Origin of the sequence: Mycobacterium sp. 1274761.0 (genome assembly GCF_001668615.1) — a bacterium.
Classification (GTDB): domain Bacteria; phylum Actinomycetota; class Actinomycetes; order Mycobacteriales; family Mycobacteriaceae; genus Mycobacterium.
This window is the reverse complement of record NZ_LZMC01000055.1, coordinates 1-14629: the sequence shown is the minus strand read 5'-3', so window position 1 is coordinate 14629 and position 14629 is coordinate 1. Positions and strand designations below refer to the sequence as shown.

The window sequence follows — 14629 nt, the reverse complement described above, 5'->3', positions numbered from 1 at the left end:
CGTGCGGGTTCTCGGTAATCTCGGCGGCGTCAGCCCTTGCATAAAGCTAATCCGCGCTCAATCATCGGGCCAACATTGATTTTCAAACCGGGAGCTTTGGGGTCATCGGCCCAAATCGGGTCGAAGGGTGGCCAGAGCTTTGCCGATTTCGCCGTCCCGTTCAGGGCGTACATCTCCCGGTTAGCGACGACAGTCACTCGTTCACCGTCGGCCCCCTTGGTGCAGAAGAGGGTCGCGGAATCGACGGTGAACGGCCAGCGCCCGTCAGTCCACGTCTCGCGTTCCACAAGTCCCGCAGGCCGATTCGAGCCGCCGGTGGGTGCGGGGGAAGGGGCAGAGGTGCCGCAGAGCGCAAGCCCCCGCTGAATCAAGGGCTTGGCATCAAGATGGAAGTCCGGCTTGGCGGGGTCGGGAACCCCGATTGCGTCGGCATAGTCCGGTAGGTCCGTCTGCGCATTCGCGGCAGCGTTCAGCGCGTACTTCGATTCCCCCGCTGTGATTGTCACAAGATTGTCGCCCTGACATTCCAGGACAGCTTCATCAACGGTTAGGGGCCACGGGCCGTCCGTCCAGGTCTCACGGCTGACGTAACCCGCTGGGCGATCCGACGTCGGCGCTGGTGCTGCAACCGGGGGCGGTGTCGCTAACGTCGTCGTGGTGACCGCTGTGGTGGTCGACCCGCTGTTGGCCGTTGACTCGTCCTTACCTTTCTTGGGCATCAGACTGCCGATGATGCCCAAGAGCACAAACAGGACGACGAACACGCCAAGGGCGATGAGCAAGCCCTTCCTCAATGAGTGCGACTTCTCCGGCGGCTCGCCCCACTCCTGCCCGTTCCAGTAAGCCCGGCCACCGGAGCCAGCCGGATCGGGATACCAGCCAGGCGGCGGGAGTGGTCCGGTGGCCGCACCCGCCCCATCATCCCCCCTAGGCGTTGCGGGTGGTGGTTCGCTCGTCACGGCTTCCGCCTCATCGGTGCCACATCTTGGAAGCCTAGTAAGCCAACACCGAGAAAGGGGTCAAGCGAACCAGTTTTATGCTTGCCTGCCTCCGGATGCCGAATCGCCCTCGATGCGCACCGGTGCAGCGGCCTGCTACGCAGACGCGACGGCAAAGAGACGCCAGGCACCGGGCACGCCCTTGAGTTGGTGAGCACCCCGGTCTTCGAACTCCAGCCCCGACCCGATCACCAAGTCCCGCAACGTGCTGGACACCAATACATCGTTGGGTCCGGCGAAGGGCGTGCTCTTCGTCAAAAAGCTCTCCCGGCGGTTGAGCAAACTCAAACAGAAATCTGCGCTATTTTCCCGGTAGGAACAGAGGAGATAGATGATCATCGGGCGGGCCTCCACCTACCGCGAGATCTACGACACCTTCCGCTGGCAGATACCGGCGCACTTCAACATGACGGTGGCGTGTTGCGACCGCTGGGCCGCCGACCGGGATCGCGTCGCGTTGATCCATGAGCAGCCTGACGGGAACGTGCGCCGCTACACCTTCGCTGAGCTGCAAGGGCTATCTAACCGCTGCGCCAACATGCTTATCGGCCTGGGTCTTGGGCGCGGCGACCGAATCATGCTGCTCCTGGGGCAGCGACCCGAAGCGGCGGTCCTGCATTTGGCTGCCTGGCGTGCGGGCATGATCAGCGTGCTGTGCTCGGTGCTGTTCGCAGCCGATGCGGTCCAATACCGGATGCAAACTTCAGGCGCGAAGCTCATCGTCACCGATGAGCCAAACTTGGCCAAGGCGATCCAAGCGGCTGGCGAAGCGCAAGTGCTGTGCGTGGACGGTGCAGGTCCTGACTCCGAAGATTTCTGGACGTTGCTGCACAAGGGCGCAGACACCTTTACCACCGTCGATACCGCCGCCGAGGACCCAGCTTTCATCTGCTTCACTTCAGGCACGACCGGCCCGGCGAAGGGAGCGCTGCACGCTCACCGCGCCCTCCTCGGCCACCTGCCCTGTGTGGAGATGCAGCATGACTTTTTCCCGCAAGCTGGTGACCTGGTGTGGTCGGCAGCGGACTGGGCCTGGATCGCGGGGTTGATGGACGTGTTGATGCCGTCGTGGTTTCACGGCGTGCCGGTGCTGGCGTTCCGCTCCGTCGGGTTTGACCCCGAGCAGGCCTTGCACATGATGGCTAAACACCAAGTGACGAATGCGCTGTTAGTGCCGACGATGCTCCGGTTGATGAAGCAGGTGCCAAATCTGTGGCGCTTCAATCTCAATCTGCGCTCGCTGATTTCGGGCGGCGAGGCAGTGGGTGCGGAGATCATCGAGTGGACGCAACAGACGCTGCACGTTCGCATCAATGAGGCGTTCGGTCAGACCGAGTGCAATCTTGTACTCGGTCACAACGCGAGCCTGATGCTGCCCAAGCCCGGCTCGCTCGGCCAGCCGATTCCCGGTCATATCGGTGCGGTGGTAGATGACGAGGGCCACCCTTTGCCTGCGGGCGAGGTGGGCCATATCGCGTTCCGACGGCCCGATCCAGTCATGCTGCTGGAGTACTGGAACAACCCGCAGGCGACACGAGACAAGTTCGTTGGTTACTGGCTGCTGACCGGCGACCTGGGCCAGCTAGATGAGGACGGCTACTTCTGGTATCGGGGCCGCGCTGACGATGTCATCACCTCGGCTGGTTACCGCATCGGTCCAGGCGAGATCGAGGAGGCGCTGCTGAGGCATCCTGCGGTGCGCCTCGCCGCAGTTATCGGCGTGCCCGACCCGGTGCGCACAGAAAGCATTAAAGCCATCCTCACGATCATGGCGGCCTTCGCTCAACTGGAACGCGACACCATGATCGAGCGCACCCGCGCCGGTCTTGCTGCGGCAGCCGCCAACGGACGCAAGGGTGGTCGCCCCCGCAAGGTCGATGATGCTGCCGCCAAGAAGGCGCGCAATATGCGCGAAAAGGGCATCAACGCAAGCGATATCGCGAAGATGCTCGGCGTCTCCCGCGCCACCGTGTACCGGTATCTCGCCATGGACGAATCCCCTGCAGCCTGACGGCCCTGACGCCGAGGTAGCGATTGGCTTGAACATTCCGTTGGCGCGGCCTCGCCCTTACATGTCGCCCTTCGACCACGCCCAGGCAGTGAGTCGCCAGTTTCCGTCGACTTTCCGGAGCGCCACCGTAAAGCCTGCGTTGGTTTGGTTAACCGCTTTGCCTTGGCGGTTGTAGTCGAAGGTCGCGGGAACGAACACGTAGGCGTAGTCGCCGTTGACATCAACATGCTTCGGCTCGCCCAGGCCGATGTGGTAATCGGTCACGCCGAGGTGTTCGCCTTCCGCCAGTGCGTCTGCGTACCAGTCTTCGGCGGCTGTCGGTCCCTGCCATACGTGCGGCGACATCCCGTCGAGAATCTGCATCGGGTCGGCGCACGCGGTGGCCATCGCCTTCGCGTCACCGTTGTTGAAGGCATCGACGTACGCCCGTACAGCGACCATCGGGTCGTCAGAGTGAGTCATGACTAGTGACACTAGTTGCGCTCCAAAACTCGCTATCGCAGTTCACAAGATGGTGCCATCCGAAGAGCGCAGTGTGGAACAGGGCGCGCTCCGGGAGTGTTGGCTCGGTTTCGCCAGGCCATCGACACAGTCGATAACGGTGGTGCCTCTACATTGCCCGCCGACGCCTCACGACCGTCCGGCCAAATGGTCCGGTTCAGGGCGTCGCTCGACACCACGAACCTTGACGGCCTGCGCCGTCTGCTGGCGGACCTGAAGCACATCAGGGAGCTGGGGGAGCAGCAACCCTGTTGTTGACATCGTCAACACGCCCGAGTGTTTCCGCAGGTAAGTTGACGTCGTTTCACGTGGCTCGTATTACGTTTTGACCTATATCTGCGCAGCTCAGGGGGTATATGAAAACCGAGGGAAACGGTTTTCGATTCCCCTTAGCTCCACTTTTCGGAGGGCGCTAGTTCACAGCATGTACTCGAGCTGCGCCGGCCCTTCCTCCTCGTCGCTGAACGCGCGGTCGAGCACCGTCTCGGCAACCCGCCGCGCCTGCACGCGCAGTTCGGGCACCGCGATTGTCTCCCAGTAGGTGCCTCGCAACAGCGGACCCAGTGCTAGCAGCCATGCCGACCGGTCTCCGTCGCCGGTCAGCACCGTGTGGTCCCGATCGACGCTGATGCCGAGGTCGGTTACGTCGGGGGCGACAAGGCCTCGCCGCAGCAAGTTCTGCAGCAGCACCGACTGCGTGGCTGTGAACCGGGTTGACGGGCCCGTCGCGTTGATCACCACATCGCCGGTCAGTGTCTCGCCGTCGTCCAGATGCACCGCGATCTGGTCAGCTGCCTCCACCAGCTTCTCGATGTTTCCCGCCCGCACCTGAAGCTGCCCGGTGAGCTGCAGATGGGTCAGTTGAGCGTGGATATCGGGAGAAATCCGGTGGCGGAACACATTCCACCGCGCCGCGTGATGCTTGGCGAAAGCCAGCCGCTCCTCAGGCGTGAAGCCGGCCCAGATCCGCTGGGTGTGTGCCCGCAGTTTGTCCACGATGATCGCCGGATTCGCGTTGCGCTCATGCAGGGTTGCGCAGTGGCGCTTCACCAGCGCCACCAGCGCGTCGAGCCCGAGCGTGGCGAGATCGATTCCCTGCGGAGGAAATTCGGGGTATTCGATGCCCTTGAAGTGCGCATGCGGAAGCCAGCCGTGCCGCGACACCGCGTGGATGCGGCCCTGCCACCCGATCGCCCGCAGTGTGATCACCACGTCGACTGCCGTCAGACCAGTGCCGAGGATGACGACGCTGGAATCCCTTGGCGGCAAGAGCTCTTCCCACGCCTGCCAGGGATCGCCGACCCACGCCGGATGGTCGGCGAACGTTTCGGCACCGGAAAGAGCCGCCGGTGTCTCGTTGCCAGTCGCGAGGACGAGGCGGTCGGCGTCGAGCGCTGTCCCGTCAGCCAGGCGAACGACGCAGCCGAATTCCTGCGGCTCGACGTCAACCGCCTCGCCGACGACGAACCGCGACCTGACGGGCGACGGGCTCGCGCTCTTACCGAGATACTTCTGCGCGGTCCAGCTCAGGTAGTCACCGTAGGTCTGTCGGGGCACGAACCGCTCCCGCAGATCGATCAGCGGCACCGCCTCGAACTCCGGCCGTTCGCGTACCCAACCCAAGAAGTGATCGGGTTCGTCGGGAAAAGCTGACATATTGCGGACGGCGACATTCAGCAGGTATTCGGGACGGCGCCTTCGGTAGGCGACTCCTCGGCCCGGCGGCGTCCGCTCGTTGACGATCGTGATGTCGACGCGTTCCTCGGCGAGACGTGCGAGGTTCACCGCGGTCATCGTGCCGCTGAACCCTCCGCCCACGACGACTACGCGTGCGGGTCGGGAAGGTTCTAGCGGCCTCAACTCCTGCGCCATGCGAGTAGGTCACACACCGCATCGGATTCTGTCACGGGTTTGGCGCGGGGGGGTTTAAAGTCCAGTCAACACTTGAGGCCGAGGTGCACGGTGGTTGGCCGGGCAAGGTTGGGCACTTCGGTCAACGGATTACCGGTCGGCGGCGGGCTGGTCTGCATCGTGCGCACCGACGTCACCGTGCACTGCTCCAGGGGCCCCGTGCCGACCTTGTTGACCAGGACGCGGTTGCCGTTGGCATGTAGCCGCGCAATGGTTTCGTTTGCGTTCGACGGTCCACTCGGTGCAGCGGTTGCGACGCCGGAACCGAGCGGGATTGCAACTGCGCTGATGAGCGCAGCCCCCGCAATTGTCTTGATTGTCATAAGATTTCGTCTCCTTATCGGATGGCGACTGTTCATTGCACTTCCGACATTAGCGTCGCCGATCCGGAGATCGCCACGAATTCATGTGCCACGCATAGGAATTCAGTGCATCACCGCATTACTGGGCGAGGCGTCGAAGCTGTCGATGCACGTAGGCTGGATGCGCAACGGTGCGGCACTGGCAATGTCGTAGAACACCCCGATCACGTCCAGCTCGCCCGAGCGATGAGCATCGGCGACCAGAGGGTGGCGCACCAGGGCCTCGGTCTGCGTCAGAACGTTGACCATGCTGAGCTGATCGACGACGCTGAACCCTGCCCGGGCGGCATCCTGCGCCAACGGATGGCGCCCGTTGTCGTAGACAGCCACAGCCCTGAGACCATGTTCCAGCCAGGCGTGCAGTTGCTGTTCACCCGCCGTGCGCGGGATGCCGCCCGACAGCAGGGTGTGCATGGCGCCGCAGCTCGAGTGGCCGCAGACGACGATCGAGGAGACGTGTAGCTTTTCGACGGCGAACGCGATCGCCGCCTCGATCGATGCGTCCTGCTGGTCTGCGGGCACCAGGTTGCCGACGTTGCGCACCGTGAACAGGTCACCCGGGCCGGAACTGGTGATCACATTCGGCACGATCCGCGAGTCGGTGCACGTGATGAACAGCGTTTCGGGGCGCTGCGCATGGGCGAGGCCTTCCATATGCGGGCGCAGCACCGGTGCCGTCCGGCGCTGATAGACCTCGAGTCCGCTCACCACGGATGAATGCCCGGTTCCATTGCGCCGCTTGCCGATCAAGTGTCCGTTCTGCCAAGAACTCCACGGCATCAGGCCGGGCCGCACGTCGGTGCCTTTGATCTCCCGCACCGGCGGCCCATGCAACGCGCTGTCCATGTCGACCGCGCCGAGCTCGCGGATGTGCACGGTGCCGCCGGACGCGCAGTGCTGTTGACGCCAGTTGTCGATGGCCTCACGCGTCGCGTGGTCGATGAAGTCAACCGACAGTTCCACGGTGGCATTCGTTCCGGCGGGAACCGAATCGAGAACCCCGGTGAGCTGAGGCAGCGACAAAAAGCTGCAGGACCCCTCGATGACGACACGCCATGTGCCGTCGTCATCTGTTTCGGCGCGGATCTGCGTACGCACGACCCGCCACACCGTCAGCGCGACGGAAAGAACCAAACCGATCAGCACACCCTCGAGCAGGTTGAGGAACACGACGCCGGCCACCGTGACGGCATAGACCGTGATGTCTCCTGTCTTCAGCGCTGTCTCGATGTGCGCGCGCTTGACCAGCTGGACACCGATCATGACAAGCAGGCCGGCCAGCGCGGCCATCGGAATCATCTCGGCCATGCCGGCGAACGGCAGGGCGAAGGCCAAGACCCAGACCCCGTGCAGGATCGCCGATGCACGGGTCTTCGCCCCGGCGTTGACGTTCGTCGAACTCCGCACGATCACCCCGGTCACCGGCAGGCCGCCCAGCGTCCCGGACACCATATTGGCGGTTCCCTGCCCGACGAGCTCTCGGTCGAAGTTGGTGCGGTGTCCTGGCCGCATCTTGTCGACCGAGACGGCCGACAGCAGGCTCTCGACGCTGGCGATCAACGCGACCGTGAGGACGCCGACCGCGAACGCTCCCCATTTGCCGTCAGGCAGGCTGGGCAGCGCGACCGCATCCAGCAGCGAGCCGTCCAGTTGAACCCGGTCCACGTTCAGCGCCAAGACCGCCGCGATCAGCGTTGCGGCGAGGACCGCGACGAGGGGGCCGGGCACCTTGCCCACCGGTCCTGGCACCCGGCGCCAGGTGATGAGGATGGCGATCACCAGCAACCCGAGCGCCATGTCGGGGCCGTGTGCGGCCATGATCTGGCCGGGCAGTTGTGTCAGGTTCTGCCACGCCGAACTGTGCGACTCGCCGCCGAGCAGCACGTGGACCTGCTGCAACGCGATGGTGAGGCCGATGCCCGCCAGCATCGCGTGGACGACGACAGGTGAGATGGCCAGGGCCGCCCTGGCGACCCGCGACAAACCGAACAGCACCTGAAGCACGCCGGCGGCGACGGTGATGGCGCACGTCACCTTCCACCCGAACTCGGCGACCAAGCCCGCGACGATCACGGTCAGGCCGGCGGCAGGTCCGCTGACCTGCAGTGCGGAGCCGCCGAGCGCGCCGGCGACGATGCCGCCGACGACCGCTGCAATGAGGCCGGCAAGCGGTGGTGCGTCGGAGGCGATCGCGATGCCCAGCGACAGTGGCAGAGCGACGAGGAAGACCACCAGCGAAGCGGGCACGTCATACCGGAGGAGTGGCCTCAGGCGAGTCTGGAACGCGGGTTGGCGGGTGGCCTCGCCGGCGTGGGTCGATTCAAGCAAGCTCGGACTCCTGACACTGGGTCTGACGAAAACAATTGCACGGCAGCTACTTACGGTGCCGTCAAGATCAATGGTCAAGCGCCAGAGTATTTGTGACCGGTTGGGCTGGTCAACGAATCCATATCGGGCTCATATGAATGTCGTGCCGATCACAGCGGCGGTGCGGCCCACGATGTCTGGCACAGCGATGCTGGCCGCAAATATCGTTGCGCCACAACAAGATCAGCGATGCTCGCCGCTTACCGCGCTCTGGGCCGGGTTTGGATGTGGGAGACATTTCTGAGAATCGGCTATGAATTCCGTGACAACTTTCTGAAGGGTTCGCAAAATTGAGTTATGACGCCGTTGTCGGTTGCCCCTCGCTCCCACCAACCACGAACCGCCGTCCTCGGGCAACTTCCGCCCATCCGCAGGGTCGACGGGTCACCGATCCGGGTTCTGCTGGTCGACGACGAACGAGCGTTGACCAATCTGGTCAAGATGGCGCTGCATTACGAGAGCTGGGCTGTCGACGTGGCGCACGACGGCGCCGAAGCGCTGGCCAAGTTCGAATCGTGCGAGCCCGACGTCGTCGTACTCGACATCATGCTGCCCGACCTCGACGGATTGCAGATCCTGCAGCGCATCCGCGCCGCCGACTCCTACACACCGGTGCTCTTTTTGACCGCTCGTGACTCGGTCAGCGATCGTGTCAGCGGGTTGACGGCCGGTGCCGACGACTATCTGACGAAGCCATTCAGTCTCGAGGAGTTGGTTGCCCGCCTGCGCGGTCTGCTCCGGCGAGTTGGTGAAACCACACCCGTCGACGAGGAGACGCTGCGCGTCGGCGACCTGGTCCTCGAGGGTGCCAGCCGCCAGGTCAGCCGGGCGGGCGAGGCCATCCAGCTCACAGCGACGGAGTTCGAGCTGCTTCGGTATCTCATGCGCAACCCGCGCCGGGCCATCAGTCGCGAAGAAATCCTCCAGCGGGTATGGAACTACAGCTTCGGCGGTAAGACCAGCATCGTCGACCTCTACATCTCCTATCTGCGCAAGAAGATCGACGCGGGCCGGGAACCCATGATCAAAACCGTCCGCGGCGTGGGCTATCTCCTGCGCTCCACCACGTGAGAGCGCGCACCACGCCGTGGTGGCGGCCGCGCACGCTCAGCAGGCAGCTGATGTTCGGGGTGTCGGCGCTCGTGAGCATCGTCGTGCTGATCGTCGGCGGGCTCGCCATCTCCACGTTGCGCGACTACGTCACCGCCATGAGCGACTCCCAGGTGATGCACTCGTTGGCCGCCTTCAAGCACACCTATGGCGTCGAGCATGTCGCGACTAAAGACGGCAACGAGCGCCTGACCGCCTACACGGGCCAGGCAGCAGGGAATCTCATCGCGGTCAAGATCGGCGACCGTGTCGTGCAGTCCGCGATGTTCGACGACGACGGACCACATCGGGCGCCTGAGGAAGCGGTGACCGCGCTCGAATCGTTGCATCAGATCGGAACTCAGCCCACCACCGTCGTTCTCGGCGACATGGGTGCATACCGAATTGCCGGCGTCGACGGTGGGAACGGCGAGCGGCTCATCTCGGCGGTCTCGCTACGCAGTGCGCACGAAGTAATCGCGACGAAGGTGAAGCTGGTCGCGGCCATCACCATAATCGCCGCGGTCCTGGCGGCCGCCGGGACGGTACTGCTGGTGCGTCAGGCACTGCGGCCGCTGCGCCGGGTTGCCGCCACTGCGGCGAGCGCGGCCGACATTCCGTTGGCCGGCGACGACCACCGGATCACGTCATGGGTCAGGAGATCCGATTCGAATCCCGACCACGAGGTGGGTATCGTTGGCGAGACGTTGAATCGTCTTCTCGCAAATGTTGATTCGGCATTGGCGGCCCGAGCGGAATCCGATCGCCGGATGCGGCGCTTCCTGACCGACGCCAGCCATGAACTGCGAACGCCGTTGGCGGCGATTCACGGCTATGCGGAACTCACCCGCCAAGACAGCGCGTCTCTGCCAGCGACGACCGAATACGCTCTGGCGCGCATCGAATCCGAATCACGCCGCATGGCGGCGCTCGTCGACGACATGCTGCTGCTGGCGCACCTGGATGAGGGACGAGCGTTGGAGATCGAGCGGATGGACTTCGTCGAGGTGGTCGCCGATGCTGTCAACGACGTGGCGGTGACCGCGCCGAATCACCGATACGTGACCGAATTGCCGGATGAGCCGATGTGGTTGGACGGCGACAGATCACACCTGCATCAGGTGGTGACGAACCTGCTCGTCAATGCGCGTAATCACACCCCGCCCGGCGTGACGGTCACCACCACGTTGCGCAGAGTTCCCGACGCACTCGCCGACACCGCCGAGCTCGTGGTCGTCGACGACGGCCCGGGCATCGAATCACGACTGCTGCCAGACCTATTCGGCCGATTCGTTCGCGCGGACAAGTCGCGCTCCCGGGACATGAACAGCACCGGGCTCGGCTTGGCCATCGTGAAATCCATCGTGGAGGCCCACGGCGGGGTTGTTGGCGTCGAGTCGCGGCCGGGCCACACCGAATTCAGAGTCCGGTTGGCGATGGCTCGGGCGCGGACGTCGGTCGGCGTCGTCTAGTCGCCGCGGTGCAGGAAGCCGTGCAGCGTCGCCTGCACGAGTTCGTCGACGATCGCGTCGCGCGACGGCGGCCTGGTGCCGAAGAAAGTCGACCGCAACGCCACCATGCCGACGATCATCGCCATCGTCGAGTGCGCAGGCAGGTCCGGCTGGCTGGAGTGCATGCCACGCAACTGCATGCCCTCCCCGCTGATCTGACCGAGCACACCGAGCGCCCGCCGGATATCCGCGATGCCCGCCTCGCCCATCTCCTCGTCACTGAATGCCTCCGACGCGACCAGGGTCAGGAGCAGACCGCGATGCTCGACCACGACGTCATAGACCTGCTCGACGAAGTGGCGGGCCAGCTCGTCCTCGTCGGTCTCCTCGGGTACGAGCGTCTGCCATGTCCGCGCAAAGTCGTCGACGATGTTGGTGAAGGGCAGCACCAGCGCCTCGCGGAACAATCCGGCTTTGGAGCCGAAGTGCCGGAAGAGAAGGTATTCGGTGACACCGGCGCTCTCGGCGATCTCGCGGGTCGTGGTGCTGCGATAGTCCTTGCGCGCGAACAATTCGCGGGCGGCGTCCAGTAGAAGCCTGCGCGGTTCTCCGCGCGGCCTACGTACCGGCGCCGCGGAACTCTTGGTGACCTTCCGCGTCCTTGGCGACTGCCGTTGCGACACGGTCACTCACGATAGTCGGCCTTGACCAGGCGATTCTAATAGTGTCCACTATTACCAGAGTGGAAGGGGGCGGGACGTGGGCCAACTCATCATGCTGGGCACGTTGTTCGGCCTGATCGTCGTGATCTTCGTGCTGGTTGTGTACTTCGACCCAGAAGCGCGCGGCACGACCACCGGCGAGCGCGACCGATGAATACGGAGCTGACCCCGTTGCTAACTGGCGCGGTGATCTTCGGATGGGCCAGCGGCATCCTGTTCACCGCTGCCGGTGTCTACCTGAGTATCCGTCGCCGCCGCGTGCATCCGCTGCTGTTGCTCTGCATTTCGGCGATTTCGTTCTCCTGGATCGAGGCGCCGTATGACTGGGCGATGTACGCACAGTTCCCACCCGCGCTCCCACGCATGCCGTCGTGGTGGCCGTTGAACATGACGTGGGGCGGGTTGCCGTCGTCTGTTCCACTTGGCTACATCGGTTACTTCTGCCTGCCCGCCGTGATCGGCGCGACGCTGGGCCGGCGGCTGAGCGCGCGCTTCGGATGGCGCAGGCCGATCACGCTTCTCGTGGTAGGACTCGTGGTCGGGTTCTGCTGGGCGCTGTTGTTCAACGCCGGCCTCGGAGCACATTTGGGTGTCTTCTACTACGCCTACGTGATCCCGGGACTGGGGCTGTTCGAGGGAACGTTGCATCAGTACCCGATCTACGACGCGATCGCGATGGGCGTGCAGATGATGGTCTTCACCTACCTGCTCGGCCGCACCGATGCGCAAGGGCGCAACGTCATCGAGATGTGGGCCGACAAGGTGTCCAGGACGCGCGTGCAGTCGACGGTGCTGTCCATCGTCGCGGTGATCGTCATCGGGAACGCGCTCTACGCCGCGGTTTTCGCGCCCCACCTCGTCACCAAACAACTGGGCTACGTGACCTCGGGTACGGGGGAGCAGCTGTTCCCCGGCGTGCCGAACCAGCCTCGATAAGGGAGGACCTGTGACGGTCAAGCTCTACTATGACCCCTTCGACCATGCAATCGATGACGATCCGTATCCGGTGTGGAAGCGGATGCGGGCCGAAGCGCCGTTGTATTTCAACGAGAGGTACAACTTCTACGCGCTGAGCCGATACGACGATGTCGCTCGTGCGCTTCCCGATTGGCAGACCTACCGTTCGGGGAAGGGAACCACCGCAGACATTCTGTTCAGCGGCGTCGAGGTGCCGCCGGGCATTCTGCTGTGGGAAGACCCGCCGTTACACGATCTGCACCGGCGGCTGCTGTCGCGTGTGTTCACGCCGCGACGCATGCTCGCGGTGGAAGGCCTGGTGCGCGAATTCTGTGTCAGCGCACTGGATCCGCTTCGCGACGCCGACGGCTTCGACTTCGTCACCGATCTCGGCGCCTTCATGCCGATGCGGACGATCGGTTACCTGTTGGGCATCCCCGAGGAAGGCCAACAGCAGATCCGCGATCGCAACGATCAGAGCATCACGGTGGATCCGGAGCAGGGAGACCTCAGCGAGACCATCATTGCGGATTCGATCGCGCTGTTCGCCGACTACATCGATTGGCGGGCCACGCATCCGTCCGATGACCTGATGACGGAGCTGATCAACGCCGAGATCGAAGAACCCGGCGGTACTCGCCGTCGGCTCGAACGCACCGAAGTGCTCGCCTACACCGCAATGATCGCCGGGGCCGGCAACGAGACCACGGCCCGGCTGGTCGGTTTCATGGGCCAGCTGCTCGGCGACCATCCCGATCAGCGCCGCGAACTCGCGGCGGATCCGTCGTTGATACCCTCGGCGGTCGAGGAGACGCTGCGTTACGAGCCGCCCTCACCGGTGCAGGCGCGCTATGTGGCCGCCGATGTCGAGCTGTACGGGCAGACGGTGACCGAGGGCTCCTACATGTTGTTGCTGAACGGTTCGGCCAATCGCGACGAGGCGAAATTCGACGACCCCGACCATTACGACATTCACCGCACGGGCGGCCATCTGAGCTTCGGGCAGGGCCTGCACTTCTGTCTCGGCTCGGCCTTGGCGCGACTCGAGGGGCGGGTGGCGTTGGAAGAGGTGCTCAAGCGTTGGACCGACTGGGAGGTCGACTACGACAATGCCAGCCGGGCGCGGACGTCGAGTGTGCGGGGCTGGGCGCGGTTGCCGGTGCGAATCGCCCGTTGATCTCGAATCATTGCGGCTAGGCCGGGTTGAACGCTCCACGTGGGATCGTCAGCGGCAGGTCGACCGAGCTCAGCAGACCCGGCTCGGCCGCAACGACATACGGCACCGCATTCACGACGCGCATCGCCGTCGCGACCATCGCACCCGCGCCGGACGTCATACCTTCGATGCCGGCCTTGCGGCGATCGCGAAGGGTGACGTCGAAAGCGCAATCAATATCGGGCTGACCGGTGATCACCACGCGGTAGCCGAGGGCGTTCGGCAGTGTCGGCCAGTGCGGCCCGACATCGGGCGCCAGCCGGGTGACATGTTCGATGACGATTGCCTCGCGACCGTCCACCACACCGATCGCCTGCATCCGCAGGGCACCGCAGGTGCCGGCCTCCACGGTGCCCATCGCCACCTCCAGCGTCCGCTCGGTGACCGCTCGGTCGAACGTCTCGCGGATCTCGGTCACCTCGACGCCGAGCGCCTCGGCGACCATCCGGATCTGGCCCTGCCACTCGCCGGCAATCGCACCGGGGAACCCGATCCACGGCTGATAGTCGAGCGGACGTCCGAAACCCATTGCGTCGCTCATGATGTCGGGCACACCGTAGTCGTCGTACAGCCCGATCTCGTAGGCGTGGATCTTCTCGATCTGTGACGACTGGGTGGCCAGGACCAGCGGCAGATAGTCGGCGGCGAACCCCGGCTCGATGCCCGACGCGTACAGCGACACCCCGCCTTGCGTGGCCGCCCCGACCAGTTGCTCGCGCCACTCGGCCGGTTCGTAGGCGTGCGGATTGACCAGCCGCGTCGTGCTCGTCGTCACCACGTTGATGCCCGCCTCGAGCAGCCGCAGATAATCCGGGACCGCGCCGGCGTCACGCTCGGGTCCGCTGGCCGCATACACCACGCAGTCCGGCCGCAGGCCGATCAACGCCTCGGCATCGTCGGTGGCCGTGATCCCGATCGGTTCTCCACCGGCGAGTTCACCCGCGTCGCGCCCGACCTTGTCCGGCGTATGCACCCACACACCGACAAGGTCGAGGTCGGGCCGGCGATGCACCGCGTCGACCGCGATGGACCCGACGCCTCCTG

12 protein-coding genes and 1 pseudogene are annotated in these 14629 nt (G+C 64.5%); 5 read left to right on the top strand and 8 right to left on the bottom strand.

Annotation, left to right across the window (positions count from 1 at the left end; genetic code table 11):
• Positions 1-29 precede the first annotated feature (29 nt).
• Both A5651_RS08840 and A5651_RS08835 read right to left on the bottom strand, forming a co-directional pair.
• Positions 30-782, bottom strand: coding sequence for a DUF2511 domain-containing protein (locus tag A5651_RS08840; RefSeq protein ID WP_231988623.1), 753 nt, complete (start codon positions 780-782; stop codon positions 30-32).
• A 312-nt stretch (positions 783-1094) separates the two neighbouring features.
• Positions 1095-1235, bottom strand: a pseudogene (locus A5651_RS08835) (hydrolase); the annotation flags it as partial.
• A gap of 94 nt (positions 1236-1329) precedes the next feature.
• Here A5651_RS08835 and A5651_RS08830 point away from each other — a divergent pair.
• Complete coding sequence (locus tag A5651_RS08830) at positions 1330-3009, top strand: AMP-binding protein (protein ID WP_066978398.1); 1680 nt, start codon at positions 1330-1332, stop codon at positions 3007-3009.
• Between the two features lie 57 nt (positions 3010-3066).
• Here A5651_RS08830 and A5651_RS08825 read toward each other — a convergent pair whose 3' ends face one another.
• The 4 genes from A5651_RS08825 to A5651_RS08810 form a co-directional block, all read right to left on the bottom strand.
• Positions 3067-3471, bottom strand: coding sequence for a nuclear transport factor 2 family protein (locus tag A5651_RS08825; protein ID WP_066978395.1), 405 nt, complete (start codon positions 3469-3471; stop codon positions 3067-3069).
• A gap of 456 nt (positions 3472-3927) precedes the next feature.
• On the bottom strand, positions 3928-5382 hold the full coding sequence (locus A5651_RS08820) for an FAD/NAD(P)-binding protein (protein ID WP_066978392.1): 1455 nt from the start codon (positions 5380-5382) through the stop codon (positions 3928-3930).
• 65 nt (positions 5383-5447) lie between these two features.
• Positions 5448-5744 carry a hypothetical protein gene (locus A5651_RS08815; RefSeq protein ID WP_082943657.1) on the bottom strand — a complete coding sequence of 99 codons (297 nt, stop codon included), beginning with the start codon at positions 5742-5744 and terminating at the stop codon, positions 5448-5450.
• Between the two features lie 102 nt (positions 5745-5846).
• Entirely contained in the window at positions 5847-8111 is a 2265-nt protein-coding gene (locus tag A5651_RS08810) for a bifunctional SulP family inorganic anion transporter/carbonic anhydrase (RefSeq protein ID WP_082943656.1), read from the bottom strand.
• A gap of 336 nt (positions 8112-8447) precedes the next feature.
• Here A5651_RS08810 and A5651_RS08805 point away from each other — a divergent pair, with 336 nt between their 5' ends.
• Positions 8448-9221, top strand: coding sequence for a response regulator transcription factor (locus A5651_RS08805; protein WP_066978386.1), 774 nt, complete (start codon positions 8448-8450; stop codon positions 9219-9221).
• A gap of 50 nt (positions 9222-9271) precedes the next feature.
• Positions 9272-10711, top strand: coding sequence for a cell wall metabolism sensor histidine kinase WalK (locus A5651_RS08800; RefSeq protein ID WP_082943676.1), 1440 nt, complete (start codon positions 9272-9274; stop codon positions 10709-10711).
• Here A5651_RS08800 and A5651_RS08795 read toward each other — a convergent pair.
• A complete protein-coding gene (locus A5651_RS08795; protein WP_066978970.1) occupies positions 10708-11373 on the bottom strand; it encodes a TetR/AcrR family transcriptional regulator in 666 nt (221 codons plus the stop codon). The genes A5651_RS08800 and A5651_RS08795 overlap by 4 nt on opposite strands.
• A 189-nt stretch (positions 11374-11562) precedes the next feature.
• Here A5651_RS08795 and A5651_RS08790 point away from each other — a divergent pair, with 189 nt between their 5' ends.
• Both A5651_RS08790 and A5651_RS08785 read left to right on the top strand, forming a co-directional pair.
• On the top strand, positions 11563-12348 hold the full coding sequence (locus A5651_RS08790) for a spirocyclase AveC family protein (protein ID WP_066978381.1): 786 nt from the start codon (positions 11563-11565) through the stop codon (positions 12346-12348).
• Positions 12349-12358: 10 nt separating this feature from the next.
• Complete coding sequence (locus A5651_RS08785) at positions 12359-13546, top strand: cytochrome P450 (protein ID WP_066978378.1); 1188 nt, start codon at positions 12359-12361, stop codon at positions 13544-13546.
• 16 nt (positions 13547-13562) lie between these two features.
• Here A5651_RS08785 and A5651_RS08780 read toward each other — a convergent pair.
• On the bottom strand, positions 13563-14629 hold a 1067-nt coding region (locus tag A5651_RS08780; protein WP_066978375.1), incomplete at its 5' end, for a dihydrodipicolinate reductase.

Bases quoted from the DNA above. Each gene is read 5' to 3' on its own strand.
- A5651_RS08830 (WP_066978398.1), top strand. From the start codon at position 1,330: ATGATCATCGGGCGGGCCTCCACCTACCGCGAGATCTACGACACCTTC.
- A5651_RS08820 (WP_066978392.1), bottom strand. From the start codon at position 5,382: ATGGCGCAGGAGTTGAGGCCGCTAGAACCTTCCCGACCCGCACGCGTA.
- A5651_RS08825 (WP_066978395.1), bottom strand. From the start codon at position 3,471: ATGACTCACTCTGACGACCCGATGGTCGCTGTACGGGCGTACGTCGAT.
- A5651_RS08805 (WP_066978386.1), top strand. From the start codon at position 8,448: ATGACGCCGTTGTCGGTTGCCCCTCGCTCCCACCAACCACGAACCGCC.
- A5651_RS08815 (WP_082943657.1), bottom strand. From the start codon at position 5,744: ATGACAATCAAGACAATTGCGGGGGCTGCGCTCATCAGCGCAGTTGCA.
- A5651_RS08790 (WP_066978381.1), top strand. From the start codon at position 11,563: ATGAATACGGAGCTGACCCCGTTGCTAACTGGCGCGGTGATCTTCGGA.
- A5651_RS08800 (WP_082943676.1), top strand. From the start codon at position 9,272: ATGTTCGGGGTGTCGGCGCTCGTGAGCATCGTCGTGCTGATCGTCGGC.